The organism is Agromyces soli (genome assembly GCF_022811605.1).
GTDB classification, from domain to species: Bacteria; Actinomycetota; Actinomycetes; order Actinomycetales; family Microbacteriaceae; genus Agromyces; species Agromyces soli.
This window is the reverse complement of the sequence record NZ_CP094533.1, coordinates 514,117-533,655: the sequence shown is the minus strand read 5'-3', so window position 1 is coordinate 533,655 and position 19,539 is coordinate 514,117. Positions and strand designations below refer to the sequence as shown.

The 19,539-nt window shown below is 72.8% G+C and carries 17 protein-coding genes; 9 read left to right on the top strand and 8 right to left on the bottom strand.

The annotated features are described in order from the left end of the window. Nucleotides 1–44: 44 nt before the first annotated feature. Complete coding sequence (locus tag MTP13_RS02540) at nt 45–449, bottom strand: VOC family protein (RefSeq protein WP_243569490.1); 405 nt, start codon at nt 447–449, stop codon at nt 45–47. Between the two features lie 419 nt (nt 450–868). On the opposite strand from MTP13_RS02540, the gene MTP13_RS02535 reads away from it, so the two are divergent. Beyond that, nucleotides 869–2,827: a DUF11 domain-containing protein gene (locus MTP13_RS02535; RefSeq protein ID WP_243569489.1), complete on the top strand. Its 1,959-nt coding sequence runs from the start codon at nt 869–871 to the stop codon at nt 2,825–2,827. A gap of 63 nt (nt 2,828–2,890) precedes the next feature. Here the strand turns inward: MTP13_RS02535 and MTP13_RS02530 are convergent, their stop codons facing one another. Then, nucleotides 2,891–6,454 carry a DUF7507 domain-containing protein gene (locus MTP13_RS02530; RefSeq protein ID WP_243569488.1) on the bottom strand — a complete coding sequence of 1,188 codons (3,564 nt, stop codon included), beginning with the start codon at nt 6,452–6,454 and terminating at the stop codon, nt 2,891–2,893. Between the two features lie 465 nt (nt 6,455–6,919). On the opposite strand from MTP13_RS02530, the gene MTP13_RS02525 reads away from it, so the two are divergent. Further along, entirely contained in the window at nt 6,920–8,332 is a 1,413-nt protein-coding gene (locus MTP13_RS02525) for a hypothetical protein (RefSeq protein ID WP_243569487.1), read from the top strand. Between the two features lie 126 nt (nt 8,333–8,458). Then, a complete protein-coding gene (locus MTP13_RS02520; protein WP_243569486.1) occupies nt 8,459–8,767 on the top strand; it encodes a GNAT family N-acetyltransferase in 309 nt (102 codons plus the stop codon). Nucleotides 8,768–9,125: 358 nt separating this feature from the next. On the opposite strand, the gene MTP13_RS02515 is transcribed toward MTP13_RS02520, so the two are convergent. The 3 genes from MTP13_RS02515 to upp form a co-directional block, all read right to left on the bottom strand. Then, a complete protein-coding gene (locus tag MTP13_RS02515; protein WP_243569485.1) occupies nt 9,126–9,602 on the bottom strand; it encodes a MarR family winged helix-turn-helix transcriptional regulator in 477 nt (158 codons plus the stop codon). 338 nt (nt 9,603–9,940) lie between these two features. Next, nucleotides 9,941–10,705 (bottom strand): winged helix-turn-helix domain-containing protein, encoded by a 765-nt coding sequence (locus tag MTP13_RS02510; RefSeq protein ID WP_243569484.1) that lies wholly within the window; start codon nt 10,703–10,705, stop codon nt 9,941–9,943. Nucleotides 10,706–11,237: 532 nt separating this feature from the next. Next, nucleotides 11,238–11,870, bottom strand: coding sequence for a uracil phosphoribosyltransferase (gene upp / locus MTP13_RS02505; protein WP_243569483.1), 633 nt, complete (start codon nt 11,868–11,870; stop codon nt 11,238–11,240). A gap of 60 nt (nt 11,871–11,930) precedes the next feature. Between upp and tadA the strand changes: the two genes are divergently transcribed. Continuing rightward, a complete protein-coding gene (tadA, locus tag MTP13_RS02500) occupies nt 11,931–12,461 on the top strand; it encodes a tRNA adenosine(34) deaminase TadA (protein ID WP_279399757.1) in 531 nt (176 codons plus the stop codon). Here the strand turns inward: tadA and MTP13_RS02495 are convergent. After that, a complete protein-coding gene (locus MTP13_RS02495; protein WP_243569482.1) occupies nt 12,428–13,051 on the bottom strand; it encodes a TetR family transcriptional regulator in 624 nt (207 codons plus the stop codon). The two genes, tadA and MTP13_RS02495, sit on opposite strands and share 34 nt — an antisense overlap. A gap of 115 nt (nt 13,052–13,166) precedes the next feature. Between MTP13_RS02495 and MTP13_RS02490 the strand changes: the two genes are divergently transcribed. Beyond that, the gene (locus MTP13_RS02490) at nt 13,167–13,952 is read left to right on the top strand and encodes an SDR family NAD(P)-dependent oxidoreductase (protein WP_243569481.1); all 786 of its coding nucleotides are present in this window, start codon (nt 13,167–13,169) and stop codon (nt 13,950–13,952) included. Nucleotides 13,953–14,018: 66 nt separating this feature from the next. Here the strand turns inward: MTP13_RS02490 and MTP13_RS02485 are convergent, their stop codons facing one another. Further along, nucleotides 14,019–14,981 (bottom strand): cation diffusion facilitator family transporter, encoded by a 963-nt coding sequence (locus MTP13_RS02485; protein ID WP_243569480.1) that lies wholly within the window; start codon nt 14,979–14,981, stop codon nt 14,019–14,021. 230 nt (nt 14,982–15,211) lie between these two features. Between MTP13_RS02485 and proC the strand changes: the two genes are divergently transcribed. Together proC and MTP13_RS02475 are read left to right on the top strand one after the other, a co-directional pair. Then, nucleotides 15,212–16,057: a pyrroline-5-carboxylate reductase gene (proC, locus tag MTP13_RS02480; protein WP_243569479.1), complete on the top strand. Its 846-nt coding sequence runs from the start codon at nt 15,212–15,214 to the stop codon at nt 16,055–16,057. Next, nucleotides 16,054–17,358 carry a beta-N-acetylhexosaminidase gene (locus tag MTP13_RS02475; protein WP_243569478.1) on the top strand — a complete coding sequence of 435 codons (1,305 nt, stop codon included), beginning with the start codon at nt 16,054–16,056 and terminating at the stop codon, nt 17,356–17,358. Before proC ends, MTP13_RS02475 begins: the two co-directional genes overlap by 4 nt. Nucleotides 17,359–17,456: 98 nt before the next feature. Here MTP13_RS02475 and MTP13_RS02470 read toward each other — a convergent pair whose 3' ends face one another. Continuing rightward, the gene (locus tag MTP13_RS02470; RefSeq protein WP_243569477.1) at nt 17,457–17,705 is read right to left on the bottom strand and encodes a hypothetical protein; all 249 of its coding nucleotides are present in this window, start codon (nt 17,703–17,705) and stop codon (nt 17,457–17,459) included. A 163-nt stretch (nt 17,706–17,868) separates the two neighbouring features. On the opposite strand from MTP13_RS02470, the gene MTP13_RS02465 reads away from it, so the two are divergent. After that, nucleotides 17,869–18,255 (top strand): YciI family protein, encoded by a 387-nt coding sequence (locus MTP13_RS02465; RefSeq protein ID WP_230767836.1) that lies wholly within the window; start codon nt 17,869–17,871, stop codon nt 18,253–18,255. After that, nucleotides 18,252–19,538 (top strand): DUF6596 domain-containing protein, encoded by a 1,287-nt coding sequence (locus MTP13_RS02460; RefSeq protein WP_243569476.1) that lies wholly within the window; start codon nt 18,252–18,254, stop codon nt 19,536–19,538. Before MTP13_RS02465 ends, MTP13_RS02460 begins: the two co-directional genes overlap by 4 nt. Nucleotide 19,539 lies beyond the last annotated feature (1 nt).

Below are 19,539 nucleotides of genomic sequence, written 5' to 3'. Positions count from 1 at the left end.
CGGCTCGCGGGGAAATACGGTGGTGGGCCGCGCCGGCTCAGTAGTCAGGTCTCACGGAGGCTCGCGAGCTCCCACACGACGCCGAAGCGGTCCTCGATGATCGCGTAGCTGCTGCCCGGCCCGGTCGGGGTCACCTCGGTGAGCAGGGTGCCTCCCTCGCCGAGCACGGCGGCGGCCTGGTGGAGCTGCGCGTCACCGAGCTCGACCCGGATGATGAGCCGGGTGCCGGTGGCGATCGGCAGGTCGGTGAGGGCGTCCGACATTCGGATCCGGTGCCCGGCGACGGTGAGTTCGGCGAGCATCACCCGCCGGCCGAATCGCGGGCGCGTCCAGTCGGGGGCGTCCCGGAAGCGCACGAGGCGGTCGATCTCCGCGTCGAACGCGGCGACGTACGTCTCGATCGCCTGGGTGCATTCATCGGTGAAGGTGAGCAGCGGAACGACGGCCAAGGTGATCTCCCAGTGCGGGCCGCCCGCCCATGGCGGGCCGGCGGGGACGGCAGGCGGGACCGACGCTAGGCCGCGACGGCCGCGCCCACCGCGGCCGGGGGGTCGTTGCGTACTTCCGGCGTCCGCCTTTCAGTAGCCGGCGCGATGCGAGCGGTGGTCGTCGCGAGTCCGTTGCGGGGCGGAGCAGGGATGCCGCGACCCGCGCGCACCTCGGAGCGCGATCGACGGACTACTGAGAATCGCCGTGCGCGGGCACTGAAGCGTCGGCGATCCCGCTGTGCGCGGGGGCTCCCTCCCGTAGCTTCGCTCCCGGCGCGGTCGGCGGCCCCGATGTCCGACCGTGAGCGGAGGGCCCGGTGTCCTGATCGGGTCCTCCGCACCCCCGACTCCGCCCGGCTCCAGCCACCCGAAGGATCGACATGCCCACCCGTCTCGCGTCCGCTCGTCGCGTCGCCGCCCAGTCGAACTCGCGGCTCCCTCGCCGCCCAACCCGATGGCGATCGGCCGTCGCCCTGGCGTTCGCGCTCGGTGCGGCCGGCGGTGCTGCCGGTGCCGCTCCGGCGAACGCCGCCGTCGGCGACCCGTTCCCCTCGGGGCCGTCGCTCGTCTTCGTCGCGCAGGGCGCGACCGCGACGACGCTCTCCGAGGCCAAGCCGGATGCCTCGGGGACCGTCGCGTTCGCCCCTGAGGGGCCGGCGTCGAGCAAGCGCTACAACGCGATGGGATTCAACGAGAACGACCACTACCTGTACGCCATGGCGCAGCCCGACAGTCGTCGACTGTTTCGCATCGGGCAGGGCGGGGTCCCGGTCGACCTCGGCCCGGTGGCCGGGCTGCCGATCGGGGACTACAACCAGGGCGCGTTCGGTGCTGGGGCGTGGTCGAGCACCCTGTTCGTCCGCGACTCGGCACCCGGCACGCGGCTCTGGCGGGTGGACGTCGCGGCGCGGACGGCGACGAGTCTGACGCTCTCGAGGTCGGTGCCGAACGTGGCGGACTTCACCTGGGCGGACGGGTTCCTCTGGGCGTACCACGGTGAGGGGCAGCGGATGTATCGCATCGACCCGGCCACCGGTGCGACCGCGTCCTGGTCGCTCGCCTCGCTGAAGATCCCGGCCGACCAGCACGGGGCACAGTGGACGTACGGGAACGGGAACCTCGGCCTCTCGGACAACGTCACCGGTCGGATCACGCAGCTGCACATCGAGGACCCGGGCTCGGACGCTCCCGTCTTCACGGTGGTCTCGCGCGTCGCCGGACCGAAGAGCGTGAACAACGACGGCGCGGCGTACCGCGGGGAGGCGGTGGACCTCGGCATCGCGAAGTCGGTGTCCGCGGACCCCTTCCTGCCCGGTGCCGAGCTGAGCTGGACCCTCCTCGTCACGAACCACAGCGCGATCGCCGCCTCCGGCTTCACCGTCGTCGATCGGCTGCCGGCGAGCGAGGTCCAGCCGGGCACCGTGCGCGTCTCGGAGATCGCCGCGGTGGATGCGCACGGCGATCCGCTGGCGCAGCAGCCGACCCCGGATCAATGCGCCGTCGACGCCACGAGCCTGTTGAGCTGCACGGCGGGCGTCCTCCCGCCCGGCGCGCAGTTCCGGATCGACGTCACCGGCATGGTCACCGCCGACGCCACCGTTCCGCGCACGATCACGAACACGGCGGCCGTCATCCCGAACGACGCCGATCTCGATCCGAGCAACAACGAGGCCACCGTCGACAGCTCCTTCACGCCGACCGCCCCGCCGGTGGCGGTGGCGGCCTTCAGCGTGACGAAGTCGGTGGATGCCTCGGCCGCGGTCGAGCCGGGGGCCGTCGTGACGTACACCGTGCGGGTCGTGAACACCGGCGGCGTCGCCTACACGGCTGACGCGCCCGCGTCCTTCACCGACGAGCTGTCCGGCGTGCTCGACGACGCGAGCTACAACGGGGATGCGAGCGCCGGTGCGTCCGTCGACGGCGGGGTCCTGAGCTGGTCCGGACCGCTGCCCATCGGGGGCAGCGTGGATGTCGTCTACTCCGTCACGGTCGCCGGCGCGCCCGAGCTCGGGGACGGCGCGCTGCGGAACACCGTCGCCGCCGGCCCCGGCGGGGCGTGCGAGAGCGATGGCGCGTGCGGTACGACCACTCCGGTGGTCGTACCGGCCACCCCTCCTGCGACGCCTCCGGCCACCCCTCCCGCGACGACGACGACGCCGTCGACGACGCCGCCCGCTGACGCGCCGAGCCCCTCGGCCGAGCCCGATGGACCCCTCTCGGCCCGAGACATCCTGGCGCACACCGGCGTCGAACTGGGCCTCGCCGCCGGGATCTCCGGGGCGCTCATCCTGGCTGGCGTCCTGCTCGTCCGCCGCCGCAGGCGCCGCGCCCAGGGCTGACGGTCACGGCTCGGGGGAGTCGGGGCCGGGGCTCCCCGCCGCCCGGCCCCGTCCCCCGAGTCGTCAGCGGTGCCGGCCGGTCGGCTGACGCCGCGCGAGCAGCAGCGCCGCGGCCCCCGCCGCCGTCAGCAGCAGCGCGATCAGGATCGCCCCGACGGGCGGCTCCCAGCCGGTGCCCGCGAGCGGCGGTCCCGGCTTCGGCGGCACCGGCGTGGGCGTGGGCGTCGGCGTCACGGTGTCGACGGACGCCGAGGAGGGCGGCGACTCGACGGGCGACTCGTCGGGCGCGTTGCCCGTCGCGACGGCGGTGTTCTCGATCGCGGCCCCGGTGAGGTCGGCGGCCACGGCGGTGTAGCTCGCCTCGCAGTCGACGAACGCCCCGGGCAGCAGCTCGGCGGCGGTGCTCGGGCAGGTGACGAGCGGTGCCGTGCCGGCTCCGGAGAAGTCCGTCTCGACGACCTCGACCGTCCGCAGGGTGACGTTGCCGATGTTGGTCACGCGGAATGTGTACGAGATGACCTGGCCCACCGCGGTCACGCGCTCGACGTCGGCCGACTTCACGAGCGAGAGCGCCGGGCTCTGCAGCGCCGGGATCACCGTCGAGGAGGGGTTCGACTCGACGGGTTCTCCGCCGGCCTCACCGGTCGCGCGCGCCGTGTTCGCGAGCTGACCGGCGTCGACATCGGCCTGGGTCAGCGTGTACGTCGTCGTGCACGTCGCCTGCCGGCCGGGCGGCAGCGGCGCGCTCGGGCAGGTGATCGGGTTCTCCGGGCCGCTGCCCGAGAACGCGTCCTCGACGATCGCGAGCCCGGTGACGGTCACGTTGCCGGTGTTCGTCACGACGAAGGAGTAGGTGATGACCTGGCCGACGGTGAAGCTCGCCGCGTCGCTCGGGCTCGCCGACTTCACGAGCGTGATCCGCGCAGCCTCGTCGAGCGGGGTCGTGGTCGTCGCGGGCGGCGACTCGACCTCCTCCTCGTCGGGACCGGTGCCCGTCGCGGTCGCCCGGTTCGTCACCTCGCCGGCGTCGAGGTCCGCCTGCGCGACCGGGTAGCTCGCGCTCGCCACGGCGAACTGGCCGGGGCGCAGCACCCCGTCGGCGCCGGGCCAGGTGTAGCTCAGCGCGCTCACCCCCGGCAGCTCCTCGGCGATGCTCACCCCGGTCAGGGTGGTGTTGCCCGTGTTCGTGACCACGAAGTGGTAGACGATCGGGTCGCCCGGCTCCGCCGGCGAGCCGAGGCCCGAGGCATCCGCCGTCTTCGTCAGGGCGATCGCGTCGCTGCGATCGATCGGCGTCTCCGTCTCGACCTCGTTCGACGGCGTGTTCGCCCCGCTCGTGGTCGTGCCGTTCGCGACGGCCTGGTTGATCACGCCGCCCGCGTCGATGTCGGCCTGCGTGATCGCGTAGCTCGCGGTTCCCGTGGCGACGTCGCCGGGTTCGAGCACGCCGGGGTCGCCCGGCCAGGTGTACGAGATCGCGGTGATCCCGCTCAGCCGGTCGGTGATGGAGACGTTCTCGAGCCGAAGGTTGCCCGTGTTCTCGATCGTGAAGTCGTAGGCGATGAGGTCGCCGACCCTCGGCGGCGAAGCGAAGTCGGGCGTCGCCTCCTTGCCGAGCAGCAGGCTCGGCGCCTGCGTGAGCGGCGTCGTCGTCGTCGCGGGACCGGCCTCGACGGGTGTGCCGCCCTGCGTCTGCCCGGTCGTCGTCGCCGTGTTCGTGACGAACCCCGCCTCGAGATCGGCCTGCGTCACGGCGTGGCTGCCCGTCACGGTCACGAACTCCCCGGGTGCGAGGACCCCGTCGTCGCCGGGCCAGGTGTAGCTCAAGCCGTCGCCGAGGAGCGTGTCGACCACCTCGACGTCGACGAGGGTGACGTTGCCCGTGTTCGTGACGGTGACCGTGTACGCGATCGGATCGCCGACCGCGCTCGGCTGCTGCACGCCCGAGGCATCCGCGGCCTTCACGATGGCGATCGAGGGAGTCTCGTCGCCGGAGACGACGGCGGTCGAGTCGGCGGTGACGGGCGGCCCGCTCGGCGGCGTACCGCTCGCCTGCGCGGTGTTCGTGACGCTGCCCTGGTCGATGTCCTCCTGCGTCAGCACGTAGGTGGCGGTGCAGCTCATCCCGGCTCCGACGGCGAGCGTGGTCTGCGGACAGGAGATCGCCGACGGCGTGCCGCTGCCGTCGAAGGCGGTCTCCGCCACGGCGACGGCGGTCAGCGGCACGTTGCCGGAGTTCGTCACCTGGAAGGTGTACGTGACCGTGCGATCGACGACGAACTCCGAGGGATCGGCGAGGTCGGCCGACTTCACGAGCGAGATCGCGGGAGTCTCGGGGACGGTGAACACGACGGTGGAGTCGCCGGGCTCGAGCAGCCCGTCGAGCGGTCCGATGTTGTCCGGGCCGTTGGTGTAGGTGCCCGGCGTCGCGCTCGTGACCAGCACCGTGAACGTGCAGGACGCCATGCCGGCGGCGAGGTTGCCCGAGCCGGAGATCGCGGTGCCGTCGATCGTGGCGACGCCGGCGGGGCAGTCCGTCGAGGGCGTGCCCGCGAAGGCGAGCCCGGCGGGCAGCGTATCGGTGAACGACCAGCCGTTCTTCGCGGCGAGCTCGTCGGTGTTCGTGATCGTGAAGGTCAGCGTCGTCGTGCCGCCGGCCACGGCCGTCGTGGGCGAGAACACCTTGTCGAGCTGCGGCGTGGCGTCGACGATCTGCGGGTCGTCGAAGCCGGAGTCGTTGCCGCGGAAGCCGCCGGCGGCGTTGTACAGCTGGATGCCGATCGTCGACACCCCGGCGGGCGCGCGGAATCCCTGGGAGTTCAGCCTCGCGACGTGGTAGTTCTGCCCGGCGGTCGTGATGATGCGCGCGGCGGGGTCGGTGCACGGGTTCAGCCCGCTCGCGAGGGTCGTGATGGTGCCGGTCCCGGTGCCGGGCGCGGGACCGGAGCCGGTCTGGTTCTGGATGAGGTTGAAGGTGAGGCTCGGGTCCTGACGCCCGAGGCCCGGCCCCTCGGAGACGCAGTTCACGGCGCCGTAGATGGCGCTGATCTGGTAGAAATGCCCGGCCGTGATGCTCGTGGTGATCGGCTTCGCGGTCTGGAACTGCACGCCCGGGCCGGGGTTCGACCCGCCGTTCGTGTACGCGGAGAGGATCTGGTTCTGCTGGGCGACCGGCAGCGTCTCGCCGCGGAAGAGCCCGATCGCCGTCGCCATGCCCTGGAGCCTGGCCCAGGCGGTGGCGTCGCAACCGGAGTCGACGCCGGTGACCACGGCGTTGCGCGGCGTCGAGGAGCGCAGGATCCAGCCGTTGCACTGGTCCCCGGCGGGCAGCCAGGCGGGGCTCGCGACGTACGTCGAGGTGTTCGCCGCCGGGCCGCCGGTGTACTGCGGGAGGCGGATCCCGTTCGTGGCGACCTGGTTCTGGAAGTCCTCGGCGAAGACCGGGACGGACGCCGCGTGGGGGATCCCGGGACTGCCCGGGGCGCCGATCGCCGAACTCGCGGCGGTGACCGCGCTCCCGCCGGCGAGGAGCGCCGCGATCGCGACGATCGTCGCGAGCCAGCGCGGTCTCCGGGCTCGAGTTCGGATGCCGAGGCTGTTCGTCTGCGGATCGTGCGCACGCGTCATGATGGATCCCCCCGAGACCGCAGACTAAACCCGAAGAAACCTCATTGCAATGGGTCGGTGCGGGATTGGCGCCGCCGCCGGGAGAGCGCGCACACGCGGCCTCCGACCCGGCTCCAGGCGATCGACTGCGTCCACGAGGAATCATCACGATGCGGTAGACTTCGCGGGCAGTTCTTCCGGTGCGTGCGCCGGCCGTCGGGATCGTCGTTTCGAGCCCCGCCCGCCGCTCCGGTCCCCGTCCGTTCGTCGAGGCGAATGGGCGGGATTCTCGCCGCTCGGTGGCCGTTCTGCCCCGGATTCTCGGACTTTGCCCCCCGTTTTGGGTGGATTCTCGACGATTCGGGCGTGGGGTCGCCGATAGGCTCGTTTTGTCTGATTCCCGTGAACGAGAGTCCGGATATGAGGGGTGCGTTTGTCGGGGCCACCCCGGCACCAACACTCCGGGTACACTCCCTGCGGCGTCGCATGGCGGCCCCGGATTGCGCCGGTCGTGAAAACCACGTCCGGCTGAACGGCGAGCGTTCGAACGCCTCGCTCCCCGCGGTGCGCACGGAGTCCGTGCGGGTCGCGGAAGCGGCATCCGATCCGCTGGCCGCCATCGCCCTGCGCTCCTCCCGCACCCTCCGCCGCGTCTTCGTGCTCGGCATCGCCCTCGCCTTCGGGATCGTCTTCGCCCGGCTGCTCAGCGTCGAGGGGCGCGGGCTCGGCTTCGACGCCCAGGCCCACGCCCTCGGCGGCTGGGGCGCCGCCGACGCGGCCGTCATGCCGGTCGCCGCGCTCGGCGCGATCGCCGTCGCGATGCTGCTCCTCGTCGTGTCCGCCTCGGAGGAGCGGCTCGCCGCCGCGATGCGCTTCGGCCTGCCGGGCTTCGACGACCGGGCCAGGGCCATCGCGAACGGCATGGTCTGGGCCGGCATCGCGCTGCTCGCCGTGCACTTCGCGGCACCGGCGTTCGCGTGGATGCCGGGCGGTCACGAGGCGGCCGGCGTGCTGCTCGGCACGGTGCTCGGCGTCGGCACCGCCCGGCTCCACCACCAGGCGATCAGCCACGAGGCGTACCGCACCTTCAACCTCGTCTCCATGCTGCTGGCCGCCGGCAGCCTCGGCGCCATGTCGATCACGCCGACCGGCGAGTGGTGGACGCTGAACTTCAGCACCCTCGGCACGAGCGACGACCTCGCCGCCGCGAGCTTCAACGTCGGCATCGTGATCGCCGGACTCGGCATGGCCGTGCTCGGCCCGGCGCTCACCCGGGCCCTCGGCGAGGCGCGATTCGCCGCCCGCCGTGGCGGGCTCGGCGCCGCGCGGGTCCTCATCGCCGTGATCGGGGCGAGCCTCGCGGGCGTCGGCCTCGTGCCGATCGACACCGACACGCTGCTGCACAACGTCTTCGCCTGCGCCGCGGCGGCCGGGTTCGCCGGACTCGCCGGCTGCGTCCGGGCCTTCGCCAGGCGGATGCCGCGCACCCTCGTCGTGCTCTCCTTCGTCTTCCTCGGCATCGAGGTCGCGGCGATGTTCGCCTACCAGGTGCTGGGCCTGTTCAATCTGACCGTGTTCGAGATCGTCGCGTTCACCCTCGTCTTCGCCTGGCTCATCGCCCTCGTCGCGACGACGCACGCGCACCCTTCGGCCGAGCCGAACGAGCACGAGCTCGGGATCGCCACGGCCGCCGTCGCCGCCCACACCCACGCCCACGCGGTGCCGCGCCGTCGCCTCGCCCCGGCCGGATCGGCCGCGCACGCCCGGCCCGCCGGCCGCGACGACGAGGCCCGCCTCCGCGGCCCGAGGCGAACCGGTGCGGACCGACTCCGCCCCCTCGGCATGCCCGGCACGGATGCCTCAGCCGACGACCCCCCGGACCACGCGGCCCTCGTCTGAGGCATCCTGGAGCCGGATGCTTCGGCAGCCATCGGGCGCGCGACGGGAATCCCTGCCGGCGCCCGGCGTTGCACGAAGTGACGGCGCCGCGCGACTTCGCGCGGCCGAGCGGAAGCGGAGGAACGCATGAGCGAGGACATCGAGCTCGCCGAGGTGGCCGAGCGGTCGCGGTACGAGATCCGATCCGGCCGGGTCGTCGCCGGATTCGCGATGTACCGCCGCCAAGCAGGCCGGACGACCTTCACCCACACGATCGTGAAGCCCGAGTTCGAGGGGCAGGGCATCGGCAGCCGGCTCGCCCGCTTCGCCCTCGACGACACCGTCGCGCGCGGCGAGCGCATCGTGCCCGAGTGCCCGTTCATCCGCGCCTACCTCGAGCGGCACCCGGAGTACGCGGGCTCCGTCGATCCGGTGGAGGCCCCCGAAGCGCGCTGAGCGCCTCGCCGCGACGCGGACATCCGCGCCGTGGCGGGCGTTCCCACCGGCCCGCGCCACTGGCTTGTGCCCCGTTCCGGGGGCGGCACATGGCGCGCGGCAGGGATACGATTCACCCAAACCCGAGTCGGGAACCCGAACCCGACATGCCCGCCAGCCATGGTGGCCGCGGTGCGCCCTCGCGCGCCCCGCTCGGGAGGTTGCTCGTCGAGCTCAGTTCGGGTCGCTCGGCGGGGAGGGCCTCCCCGGAGGCCGCGGTGGGGCGGGAGGTAGGGTTCCCGCCCCACCGTCATTCGCCCGCCGTTCGGCCGGGGTTCCCGGCGTGCCGCGGTTCGGCCGTCATTCGCCCGCGCGCGGATCAGTCCTCGTCCTCGGGCCTGATCACGGGTGCGCCGGCCTCGGCTGCGCCCAGGCGCAGCCGGCTGGTCAGCCGGATCAGGGTGCGCAGCTCCTCCTCGTCGAGCGAGGCGCCCATGTGCTCGGTGATGGCCTGCATGTGCTCCACCGCGACGCGGCGGAACAGGTCGAAGCCCTCCGCGGTGAGGGAGACGATGGTTCCCCGGCCGTCGTCCGGGTCCTCGCTCTTCACGAGCAGCCCGCGGGCGGCGAGCCGATCGACGAGGCGGCTGACGCTCGGCTGCGTGATGAGCACGGAGCGGTTGAGCTCCTTCAAGCGCAGCCGTCGGCCGGGCGCGCGAGAGATGTTGAACAGCACGTCGTACTCGTTCATCGAGACGACCGAGGACGGAAAGTCCCGCTGCAGGGCCCGCATGACGGTCACCTGGGCGCGGAACAGCGACTCCCAGGCCGCGACGGTGAGCTGCCGATCGACCACGTGGTGCTCCCTTCGTCAGCGCGAAAGCGCGCTTCCCAGAATAGGGGGCCCGGACACGGTTGAGGGCCGGTCGTAGAGGCTGACGACCGGCCCTCGCCCTTGCACCAAGAGTGTCCTGCAATCACATTCCACACCGCCCGCCACAGCAAACGAGCGGTGCGAAATCGAATATATAACAGATAGGTAACGGGCGCCAGACCCACTCGGAAATCTCTGCGGGCTCCCAGCCTGACCGTCGAGCGCGGAGGAGATCCGCTCCGCGGGAGGATGCCGCGGCCAGAATCATCCTCCCGGGAGGCGCAGCTCCTCCGGCGCGAGCCGGATGAGAGGCGGCGGGCTCAGAAGACGTCGGGGCTCGGCGTGGAGGCCTGGCGGATCGAGACGTCGGCGTGCCGGTCGAAGCGGTAGCCGAGGCCGCGCACGGTGCGCACGATGTCCTGGTAGTGGGCGAGCTTCGAGCGCAGGCGGCGCACGTGCACGTCGATGGTGCGCTCGCTCGGGGCCTCGTCGTCGGCGTTCCAGAGGCTGTCGATGAGCTCGTGCCGGTCGATCGTGCGGCCCTCGCGCAGCACCAGGTACTGCAGCAGCTCGAACTCCTTGTAGGTGAGCCCGGCGGGCTCGCCGTCGAGCAGCACGCGCTTGCGCGAGATGTCGATGATGACGCCGTTGGGGTGCCGGTCGCTGTCGTCGCGCACGTCGCCCTGGGCCTCGCGCTGCTTGGCGAGCGCGGCCGGGTCCTGGAGGGCGAGGCGCACGACGTCGACGTCGCGGCCGCCGGCGCCCTCGGGGGCGAGGGCCACGGCCGCGTAGGTCTCGGCGGACGGGGCGACCTCGGCGGTCAGACGGCGGAGCGCCTCGACGATGCGGTGCAGCGTCGTGCCGTCCTCGGTGGCCTTGCCCTCGTCGATGCCGACGTAGAGCACGAAGCCGCGGGCCTCGGTGCCCTCGGGCACGGCGCGGACGCGGGGAGCGGGGGAGGCGAGTTCGGCGGCCGGCGCGGCGAGGCGGGCGATGGGGGCGCCGTCGGCGATGGCCCGGACCGGGGCGGCCGAGATGCTGGGGGCGGTGCGAGCGGTGGGAGCGGAAGCGAGTGCGAGCGACATGACGGATTCCTTGCGTTGCGGGTGCAGCGATCGACCCCGTCGGCGGGGTCTGCGAACTGGCCGGAGTGGGCCGGGCGAGCGCCTGGGCGGCGACTCAGAGGAGTCCGGGCGATCTGGATGCGGATCGGCGGCGGGACTCGGCGAAGAGGTCGCGGGTCAGCGGCACATTCGACAACACATGCCTGCACGCGCCGACATCATCATGTCGGCAGTCCTGTTCACCTCGCGGGTGGTCAGGGTGCGTGCGGTGTCGGTCATGGTGGAGAGTCAATCGGAGCCGCGAGCATGTGTCAATTCGTGACCGGTGGATGACGGGGTGTGACGTCGCACGCGGTGCATCGGCATCCGGCCGCCACGAAACCCTCTCGCCCGCCGCGGTCAACGGTCGAAGAATCGGCGATCAAGCGCGCCGAGAAAAAATCTTCTGCAAGCCGGTCGCGAAGCGACGGGCCCCTGCTCGAAGATCCTTCGCGTATAGCACGACGGGCGCCTCGATCGAGGCGCCCGTCGTCGAACAGGGGAAGGGGATGACTCAGACGGTGCCGTAGAGCCGGTCGCCGGCGTCGCCGAGGCCGGGCACGATGAAGCCCTGCTCATTCAGGCGCTCGTCGACGGCGCCGAGCACCACGGTGACCTCGCGGCCGTGCAGCGCCTCCTCGACGGCCTTCAGGCCTTCGGGGGCGGCGAGGATGCAGATGGCGGTCACGTCGGTCGCGCCGCGCGCGAGCAGGAAGTCGATCGCCGCGATGAGCGATCCGCCCGTCGCGAGCATCGGGTCGAGCACGAAGCACTGCCGGTTGCTGAGGTCGTCGGGCAGGCGCTCGGCGTAGGTCGTCGGCTGCAGCGTCTCCTCGTCGCGGGCCATGCCGAGGAAGCCCACCTCGGCGCTCGGCAGCAGCTTGACCATGCCCTCGAGCATGCCGAGCCCGGCGCGCAGGATCGGCACGATGAGCGGCTTCGGCTCGGCGATGCGCACGCCGGTCGTCACGGCGACGGGCGTCTCGATCTCGACCTCGGTGACGCGGACGCCACGGGTGCCCTCGTAGGCGAGGAGCGTCATGAGCTCTTCGACGAGGGAGCGGAACACCGGCGAGGGGGTCTCGCGGTCGCGGAGCACCGTCAGCTTGTGGGTGATGAGCGGGTGATCCGCCACGTGGACTCGCATGGCCCCGATTCTACGGCGCGGTAGCGTGGCAGCCGAGAGCGGATCGAGCGGAGGGCGCGGATGGAGCGGGCGGAGCACCGGGAGTGGATGCGTCGCGCGCTCGCCGTCGCCGAGGAGGCCCTGAGCTCGGGCGACGTGCCGGTGGGGGCCGTCGTGCTCGACGCCGAGGGCCGCGTCATCGCCGAGCGGCGCAACGAGCGTGAGCTGACCGGCGATCCGACGGCGCACGCCGAGGTGCTCGCGCTCCGCGACGCGGCGGCCGCGCGCGGCGAGTGGCGGCTCGAGGGCTGCACCCTCGTCGTCACGCTCGAGCCCTGCGTGATGTGCGCCGGCGCGATCCTCGCCGCGCGCGTGCCGACCGTCGTGTTCGGCGCCTGGGACGAGAAGGCGGGGGCCGCTGGCTCCCTCTACGACGTGCTGCGCGATCGCCGGCTGAACCACCGGGTCGAGGTCTACGGCGGGGTGGAGGCCGACGCCGCGGCGGCGCAACTGCTCGGCTTCTTCGGCGGCGCCGAGCACCGCCCGGCCGGGCCCGACTCGGCCGACGGCCGCCCGGCTCAGCCGCCGAGCGAGATGCCGCTCGACAGCTGAGCGAAGGCCCGCCCGGCGAGCGCGGCGGGCACGCCCCCGGAACCGTCGGGATCCTCGTCGCCCGCGGCCCACTCCTCGAGCCCGAGGCGGATCGCGTCGGTCGCGGCCGCGGCGAGCAGCCGCACCTCGAACGGGTCCGCCCCGGCGCCGGCGAGCTCGGCGATGATCGCGCGCAGGCGCGTCTCGGAGTCGTGGTTCACCCGGTGCCAGACGGTCTGCAGCGCCGGGTCGTCGGCCGCGGTGCGGAGCAGGCCGTGCGTCCAGCGCAGCGCCTCGCGCTCGGCCTCGTCGACCGGGGTCAGCACGTGCGCGATGAGCTCGGGGAAGACCGCGGTCGGGTCGCCGGGGTCGGAGGCCGCGAGCGCCGCCTGCCAGGTGACCGCGCCGACCGCGAGCAGCGGGCCGACGGCGTCCTCCTTCGTGCGGAAGTAGCGGTAGAAGGTGCGCAACGACACCCCGGCCGCCGCCGCGATCGACTCGGCCGTGACCTGATCGGCGCCGTGCTCGGCGAAGCGCACGGCGGCGGCCTTCGCGATCTCGAGCTGGGTCGCCGCCTTGCGGCGCTCGGTCAGGGTCGGCGTGCGTTCCACGTCTGGCAGCGTACGGGAAATACTGCGAGCCATGGCGGTGTTTGACAAGATGACACGTCATGCCAAGTAGGCGTAACGTGTAGCGAAACACCTGGGACTCGAAAGGTCGAACATCATGAACCGCTACGAAGGTCGCCGCGCACTCGTCACCGGCGGCGGATCCGGCATCGGACAGGCCACCGTGCTGCGCATGCTCGCCGAGGGCGGCCGCGTCGTCGCCGCCGACGTCAGCGACGCCGGGCTCGCCGACACGGTCGCCAAGGCCGGCGACGCCGCCGAGCGCCTGCACACCGTCACCATGAACATCGCCGAGGAGGCATCCGTCCGCGCCGGTGTCGCCGCTGCCGTGGAGTGGCTCGGCGGGCTCGACGCGCTCGTCAACGCCGCCGGCATCCTGCGCTCCTCGCACACGCACGAGACGAGCCTCGACTCCTTCGAACAGGTCATCCGCGTCAACCTCGTCGGCACCTTCCTCGTCATCCGCGAGGCGATCCCCGCGCTGCTGCAGGGCGAGGGCGCCGCCGTGGTCAACTTCAGCTCGACCTCCGCCGCGTTCGCGCACCCCTACATGGCGGCGTACGCGGCCAGCAAGGGCGGCGTGCAGTCGATGACCCACGCGCTCGCGGCGGAGTACGCGAAGCAGGGCATCCGCTTCACCGCGGTGCAGCCCGGCTCGATCTCCTCCGGCATGACCGACGGCTCCGGCCAGAGCAAGCAGAGCCAGGGCCCCGGCCTCCCCGAGGACGCCGACATGATGCTGTTCATGAAGCTGCAGCCCGCGCTCGGCCAGGGCTTCGCCGGCCCCGAGACCGTCGCGAGCGTCGTCGCGATGCTCGCGAGCGACGACGGCCGCTTCATCACCGGCACCGAGGTGCGCATCGACGGCGGCACCCACTTCTGAGTCGCGTTCGCCCGCACCCCCTCGAGTTGCCCGACTTCCATGGAAGTCGGGCAACTCGTGGTGGTGCTACTCCAAGCCCTTGATGACGATCGCGTCGGTCGGCGGCGCCGTGTGGTGCGGATCGACGTAGACGTCAGGCTCGATGTAGATCACCCGGGCCGCCGGCACCGCCTGGCGGATGCGCTGCTCGATCACGTTCGTCGCCGCCGCGACCTCGAGCAGCCGCTGATCGGCCGCGAAGCCGAGCTTCGCCGCGACGAGCAGCTCGTCCGGGCCGAGGTACAGGGTCTTCATGTGGATGATCCGCTCGATCTCCGGGCCCGCCGTGATCGCCTGCTCGATCTTCTCGACGTCGGCGTCGTTCGCGCCCTCGCCCACGAGCAGGCTCTTCGTCTCGATGCCGAGCACGATCGCGACGATGATCAGCAGCGTGCCGATCATGAGCGTGCCGATCGCGTCGAACAGCGGATTGCCCGTGAGGATCGTGAGCCCCACGCCGAACAGGGCGAAGACGAGGCCGAGCAGCGCCGCGACATCCTCCAGCAGCACGACCGGCAGCTCCGGCGCCTTCGCCCGGCGCACGAACTGCACCCAGCTCTGCCGGCCGCGCAGCGGGTTCGACTCCTTGATCGCCGTGCGCAGCGAGAACGACTCGAGCACGATCGCGATGACGAGCACCAGGATCGGCAGCCACGGCACCTCGAGCGGGTGCGGGTTCTGGATCTTCTCGATGCCCTCGTAGATCGAGAACAGGCCGCCGACCGAGAACAGGATGATCGCGACGACGAAGGCGTAGACGTAGCGCTCGCGGCCGTATCCGAAGGGATGCTCCTTGTCGGCCGAGCGCCGGGCCTTGCGGCCGCCGAAGATCAGCAGCAGCTGGTTGCCCGAGTCGGCGAAGGAGTGCACCGCCTCCGCGAGCATCGAGCTCGAACCCGAGAACGCCCACGCGATGAGCTTCGTGATCGCGATGCCGAGATTGGCGAGGAAGGCCGCGATGATGGCTTTGGTTCCGCCCGATGCGCTCATGGATCGATTCTAGGAGTCGCGGATGCCGCGAGCGTGATGGGCTCTGCCGATTGCGCCCGATGCGCTCATGGATCGATTCTAGGAGTCGCGGATGCCGCGAGCGTGATGGGCTCTGCCGATTGCGCCCGATGCGCTCATGGATCGATTCTCGGAGTCGCGGATGCCGCGAGCGTGATGGGCTCTGCCGATTGCGCCCGATGCGCTGATGGCCCCGCTCCTAGGATGGGCGCATGACTGCCGACGCGCCTTCCCTTCCCGTCATCGCGTTCCTCGGCGCCGGCTCCATGGCGCGCGCCGTGCTGCACGGCCTGCTGCAGCCGGGCGTCGCCGTCGACGGCATCCGTGCCACCAACCGCAGCGCCGAGAAGGCCGCCGAGCTCGCCGAGCTGCCCGGCGTCACCGCCTTCGCGACGGAGCAGGATGCCGAGGCCAACCGCCGCGCGGTCGCCGGCGCCGGCCTCGTCGTCGTCGCCGTGAAGCCCGCGATGGTGCCGGATCTGCTGCGCGAGATCGCCGACGCGCTCGAGCCGGGCACCGTCGTCGTCTCCGTCGCCGCCGGCGTCACCGTCGCGACGTTCGAGTCGATCCTGCCCGAGCACGTCGCCGTCGTCCGCACCATGCCGAACACGCCCGCCGTCGTCGGCCGGGCCGTGACGGGCGTCTCCGCCGGCACGCGCTCGAGCGAGGCCGAACTCGAGCTCGTCGTGCGGTTGTTCGAGACCGTCGGCGAGGTGCTCGTCGTGCCCGAGGCGCAGCTCGACGCGCTCTCCACGATCTCGGGATCGGGCCCGGCGTACGTCTTCTACCTCATCGAGCAGCTCACCGCGGCGGCCGTCGCGAAGGGCTTCACCGCCGAGCAGGCCGCGACGATGGTGCAGGGCACCTTCCGCGGCGCGAGCGAGCTGCTCGCCGCCTCGGGGGAGGAGCCCGCCGAGCTGCGCCGCCGGGTGACGAGCCCGAAGGGCACCACCGAACGCGCCGTCGCCGTGCTCGAATCGGCCGGGCTCGAGGAGATCTTCGCCCGCGCGACCGACGCCGCGCTCGCCCGGGCGCGCGAGCTCGCCGCCGGCGCATGAGCGCCGTCGTGCCGCCCGCAGCCGGGCTGCGCTTCGCGGGCGAACCGCGCTTCGCCTGGCGCGGGGTCATGCTCGACGTCGCCCGGCGCTTCCGGCCGCTGCCCGAGCTCATGCGCTTCGTCGACCTCCTCGCCGCGCATCGGATCACGGTGCTGCAGCTGCACCTCTCCGACGATCAGGGCTGGCGCTTCGAGGTGCGCGCGTATCCGAGGCTCACGGAACTCGGCGGACGCCGTTCCGAGACGCAGCTCGGCCACGGGCCCGCATCGACCCTCGACGGCGTACCGCACGAGGGCTGGTACCGGCAGTCCGAGCTTCGCGAGCTCGTCGCCTACGCGGCGGAGCGGGGCATCCGCGTCGTGCCCGAGCTCGACGTCCCCGGGCACGCGAGCGCGATCCTCGCCGCGTACCCGGAGTTCGGGGTCGGCGGCGCCGAGGAGGTGGCGCGGCGCGTGCGCGAGCCGTGGACGCGCTTCGGCATCAGCGACGAGGTGCTGAACGTCGAAGCGGAGACCCTCGCCTTCGTCGGCACCGTCTTCGACGAGCTCTGCGAGGTCTTCGACGACGAGATCGTCGGCATCGGCGGCGACGAGGTGCGCAAGGACCGCTGGCGCGCCGACCCGCGCACGCAGCAGCTCATGGCCGAGCGGGGCATCGCCGACGAGGAGGAGCTGCAGGCCTGGTTCCTCGGCCGCGTCGCCGACGGGCTCCGCGCCCGCGGACGTCGTGCCGTCGGCTGGGACGAGATGCTGGAGGGGCGCGACCCGGCTCCCGATGCGATCGTCGCGTCCTGGCGCGGCCCGGTCGGCGCCCGGCTCGGGGCGCGCCTCGGCCACGAGGTCGTGCTCTGCCCCGACCTCTGGACCTACTTCGACTACCGCCAGTCGGACGACCCGGCCGAGCCGATTCCCGTCGGCACCGTGCTCGCCCTGGAGGATGTGGCCGGGTTCGACCCGGTGCCGGCCACCGAACCCGAGTGGTTCGCCGAGCGGGTCGTCGGCGTGCAGGCGAACGTCTGGGCCGAGCACCTCGACGGGCCGGCGCGGCTCGACTACGCGGTGTTCCCGCGGCTCGGCGCGTTCGCCGAGGTCGCCTGGACGGGGCATCCGCTCGATCAGGCCGACTTCGCCGCCCGGCTGCCCGCGTACCTCGCCTGGCTCGACGAGCGCGGCGTCGGGTACCGCCCGCCGGGCGGGCCTCGGCTCGAGCAGCAGCGCCCCGGAGTTCCCGGCGTGCCGCGCGATCGGGCGTCGCGCATCGCCGAGCTCGAACGGCTCACCGCGGGGCTCGCGAGCGCCTGAACGCGCGCCGAACAGGGCGCCGAGACGTGGAACGCGGGGTCGGCCATCGATGGCCGACCCCGCGTCCGGGTCTCCCGGGACGGTCCCGGGTCTCGGGGCTAGCCCGCGTGCTTCGCGTCGCGCGACCGGGCCGCGCGAGCGGCGGTGCGCACGAGCCGGAACGCGATGAGCATCGCGCCGGCGATGGCGACGGCGGCAGCGCCGGAGAGGAGTCCGGCGAGCGCGGCGCCGTCCGTCGCGGGCGCCGTGCCCGAGTCGAGACGGCCGAGATAGCCGAACGTGAAACCGATGATGAACACCCAGGTCGCGATGATGATGGTCGCGGGGATGATTCCGATCCTTCGCATGTCACCTCCTTTGCATGACCCGCCAGTATAGCTGATCGATCTGAGGAAACGCCTGAACAGGGCGAGTTTCGTTCCGGGTGTCGATTTCCGGGGCCCGAGTTCGTCACCATGGTGTGACGATCGTCGTCACGGCCCGCGAGCGGGCTGACAGCTGGGAGACACCATGACCGACACGTACGTCTACCTCATCCACGAACCCGACTGGGACTCCGACGCCTACCTCTCGGGCACGGGGGTGCCGGGCGGCGACCCGGAGGCGAACTTCCCCGCGCACAAGGCGTTCCAGGAGGCCGTCGCCCGGCTCGGCGCGCGGCTCGTCGGCGGCTCCGCCCTGCAGAACGCGAAGTACGGCGGCCGCGTGACGCCCGGGTCCGGCGATCGCCTCGAGGCCGACGCGGTCTACTCCGACGGGCCGTACCCGGACACGAGCGAGGTCGTCTCCGGCTTCTACCTCGTCGAGACCGACGACGAGGCGCTCGCCCGGCGCATCGCCGCGCTCGTGCCGACCGGCGGCCACATCGAGTGGCGCAAGGTCTTCCCCACCTCGTGACCGCATCCGCCGCCGGCCTCGGCGAGGACTTCGCCGACGCCTGGCCGCGCGTCGTCCGCGCGCTCGCCGCGTACACCGGCAGCCTCGACGACGCCCAGGAGTACGCCGCCGAGGCGATGGCGCGGGCCGTCGCCGAGGCCGGCGGCGGACGGTCCATCGGCTCGCTCGCCGCCTGGTGCACCGCGGTCGGCAAGCGGGCCTTCCTCGACGACCGCCGGCGGCTCGCCACTGAGCAGCGGCACGCCGAGCGCGAGGCCGCCGAGCTCTCGGCCCGCCCGCGCACGGCGGAGTGGGCGGAGCCCGAGGCATCCACCGGCGCCCTGCCGGGCGATGCGCTCGACGACCGCCTCGCCCTGCTCTTCGTCGCCTGCGACCCGGCGCTCACCGAGCAGGCGAGGCTCGTGCTCGCCCTCCGCGTCGTCTGCGGGCTCGACGTGCCGCGCATCGCGGCGCACCTCGGTGTGCAGTCCTCTGCCGCCGCGGCACGGCTGACCCGCGCGAAGCGGGCCCTCGCCGAGGCCCGGGGGAGCTTCCGCGTGCCGGAGGGGCCGGAGCGCCGCGCCCGCCTGCCCGTCGTGCTCGCGAGCGTCGCCGGCATGTTCACCGTCGCCCACCGCGACGTGCTCGACCCCGGCTCGCCGCTCGACGACCTCGGCCGGCAGGCGCTGTCGATCGCCGACGCGCTCGTCGCCGAGTTCCCGGACGACGCCGAGGTGCGCGGGCTGCGCGCGGTCGTGCGGCTCGGCCTCGCGCGGCGCCCGGGTCGGGTGGATGCCGAGGGCGCGGCGGTGCCGCTCGACGAGGCCGACCGGCGGCGCTGGGACGCCCGGCTCATCGAGGCCGGCCTCTCGGACGCCGCGGCCGCCGCCGACCGGGGCGATGGCCGCTTCGTGCTCGAGGCCGCCATCGCCGGGCTGCACACCGCGGCGCCCAGCTTCGCCGAGACCGACTGGAGCCGGGTGGTCGCGTTCTACCGCGCGCTCGAACGGGTCTGGGGCGCCCCCTCGGTGACGGTCGCCCGGCTCGTCGCCGAGCAGCAACTGGCGCTGTTCAGCCCTCCCTCGGGGGAGCGCACCGCGGCGCTCCGCGCCGTCGAGCGCGAGCTGCGGGTGCTCGCCGCGGGCGCCGCGCCCTACGCCGCGCTCGACGCCCGGCTCGCGCTCGCCGACCTCGCCCGGCGCACCGGACGCCGCGAGGAGGCCGCCGAACGCTACGCCGCGCTCGCCGCGGAGGTGCCGACCGAGGCGGTGCGGCGGCTCTGCGAGCGACGCGCGGCGGGCTGAG

What these genes read in the sequence shown, in the direction of transcription:
- MTP13_RS02530 (WP_243569488.1), bottom strand. Translation starts at nt 6,454, where the DNA reads ATGACGCGTGCGCACGATCCGCAGACGAACAGCCTCGGCATCCGAACT.
- tadA (WP_279399757.1), top strand. Translation starts at nt 11,931, where the DNA reads ATGGAGCGGGCGGAGCACCGGGAGTGGATGCGTCGCGCGCTCGCCGTC.
- proC (WP_243569479.1), top strand. Translation starts at nt 15,212, where the DNA reads ATGACTGCCGACGCGCCTTCCCTTCCCGTCATCGCGTTCCTCGGCGCC.
- MTP13_RS02470 (WP_243569477.1), bottom strand. Translation starts at nt 17,705, where the DNA reads ATGCGAAGGATCGGAATCATCCCCGCGACCATCATCATCGCGACCTGG.
- MTP13_RS02490 (WP_243569481.1), top strand. Translation starts at nt 13,167, where the DNA reads ATGAACCGCTACGAAGGTCGCCGCGCACTCGTCACCGGCGGCGGATCC.
- MTP13_RS02485 (WP_243569480.1), bottom strand. Translation starts at nt 14,981, where the DNA reads ATGAGCGCATCGGGCGGAACCAAAGCCATCATCGCGGCCTTCCTCGCC.
- upp (WP_243569483.1), bottom strand. Translation starts at nt 11,870, where the DNA reads ATGCGAGTCCACGTGGCGGATCACCCGCTCATCACCCACAAGCTGACG.
- MTP13_RS02510 (WP_243569484.1), bottom strand. Translation starts at nt 10,705, where the DNA reads ATGTCGCTCGCACTCGCTTCCGCTCCCACCGCTCGCACCGCCCCCAGC.
- MTP13_RS02465 (WP_230767836.1), top strand. Translation starts at nt 17,869, where the DNA reads ATGACCGACACGTACGTCTACCTCATCCACGAACCCGACTGGGACTCC.
- MTP13_RS02525 (WP_243569487.1), top strand. Translation starts at nt 6,920, where the DNA reads ATGGCGGCCCCGGATTGCGCCGGTCGTGAAAACCACGTCCGGCTGAAC.
- MTP13_RS02475 (WP_243569478.1), top strand. Translation starts at nt 16,054, where the DNA reads ATGAGCGCCGTCGTGCCGCCCGCAGCCGGGCTGCGCTTCGCGGGCGAA.
- MTP13_RS02535 (WP_243569489.1), top strand. Translation starts at nt 869, where the DNA reads ATGCCCACCCGTCTCGCGTCCGCTCGTCGCGTCGCCGCCCAGTCGAAC.
- MTP13_RS02520 (WP_243569486.1), top strand. Translation starts at nt 8,459, where the DNA reads ATGAGCGAGGACATCGAGCTCGCCGAGGTGGCCGAGCGGTCGCGGTAC.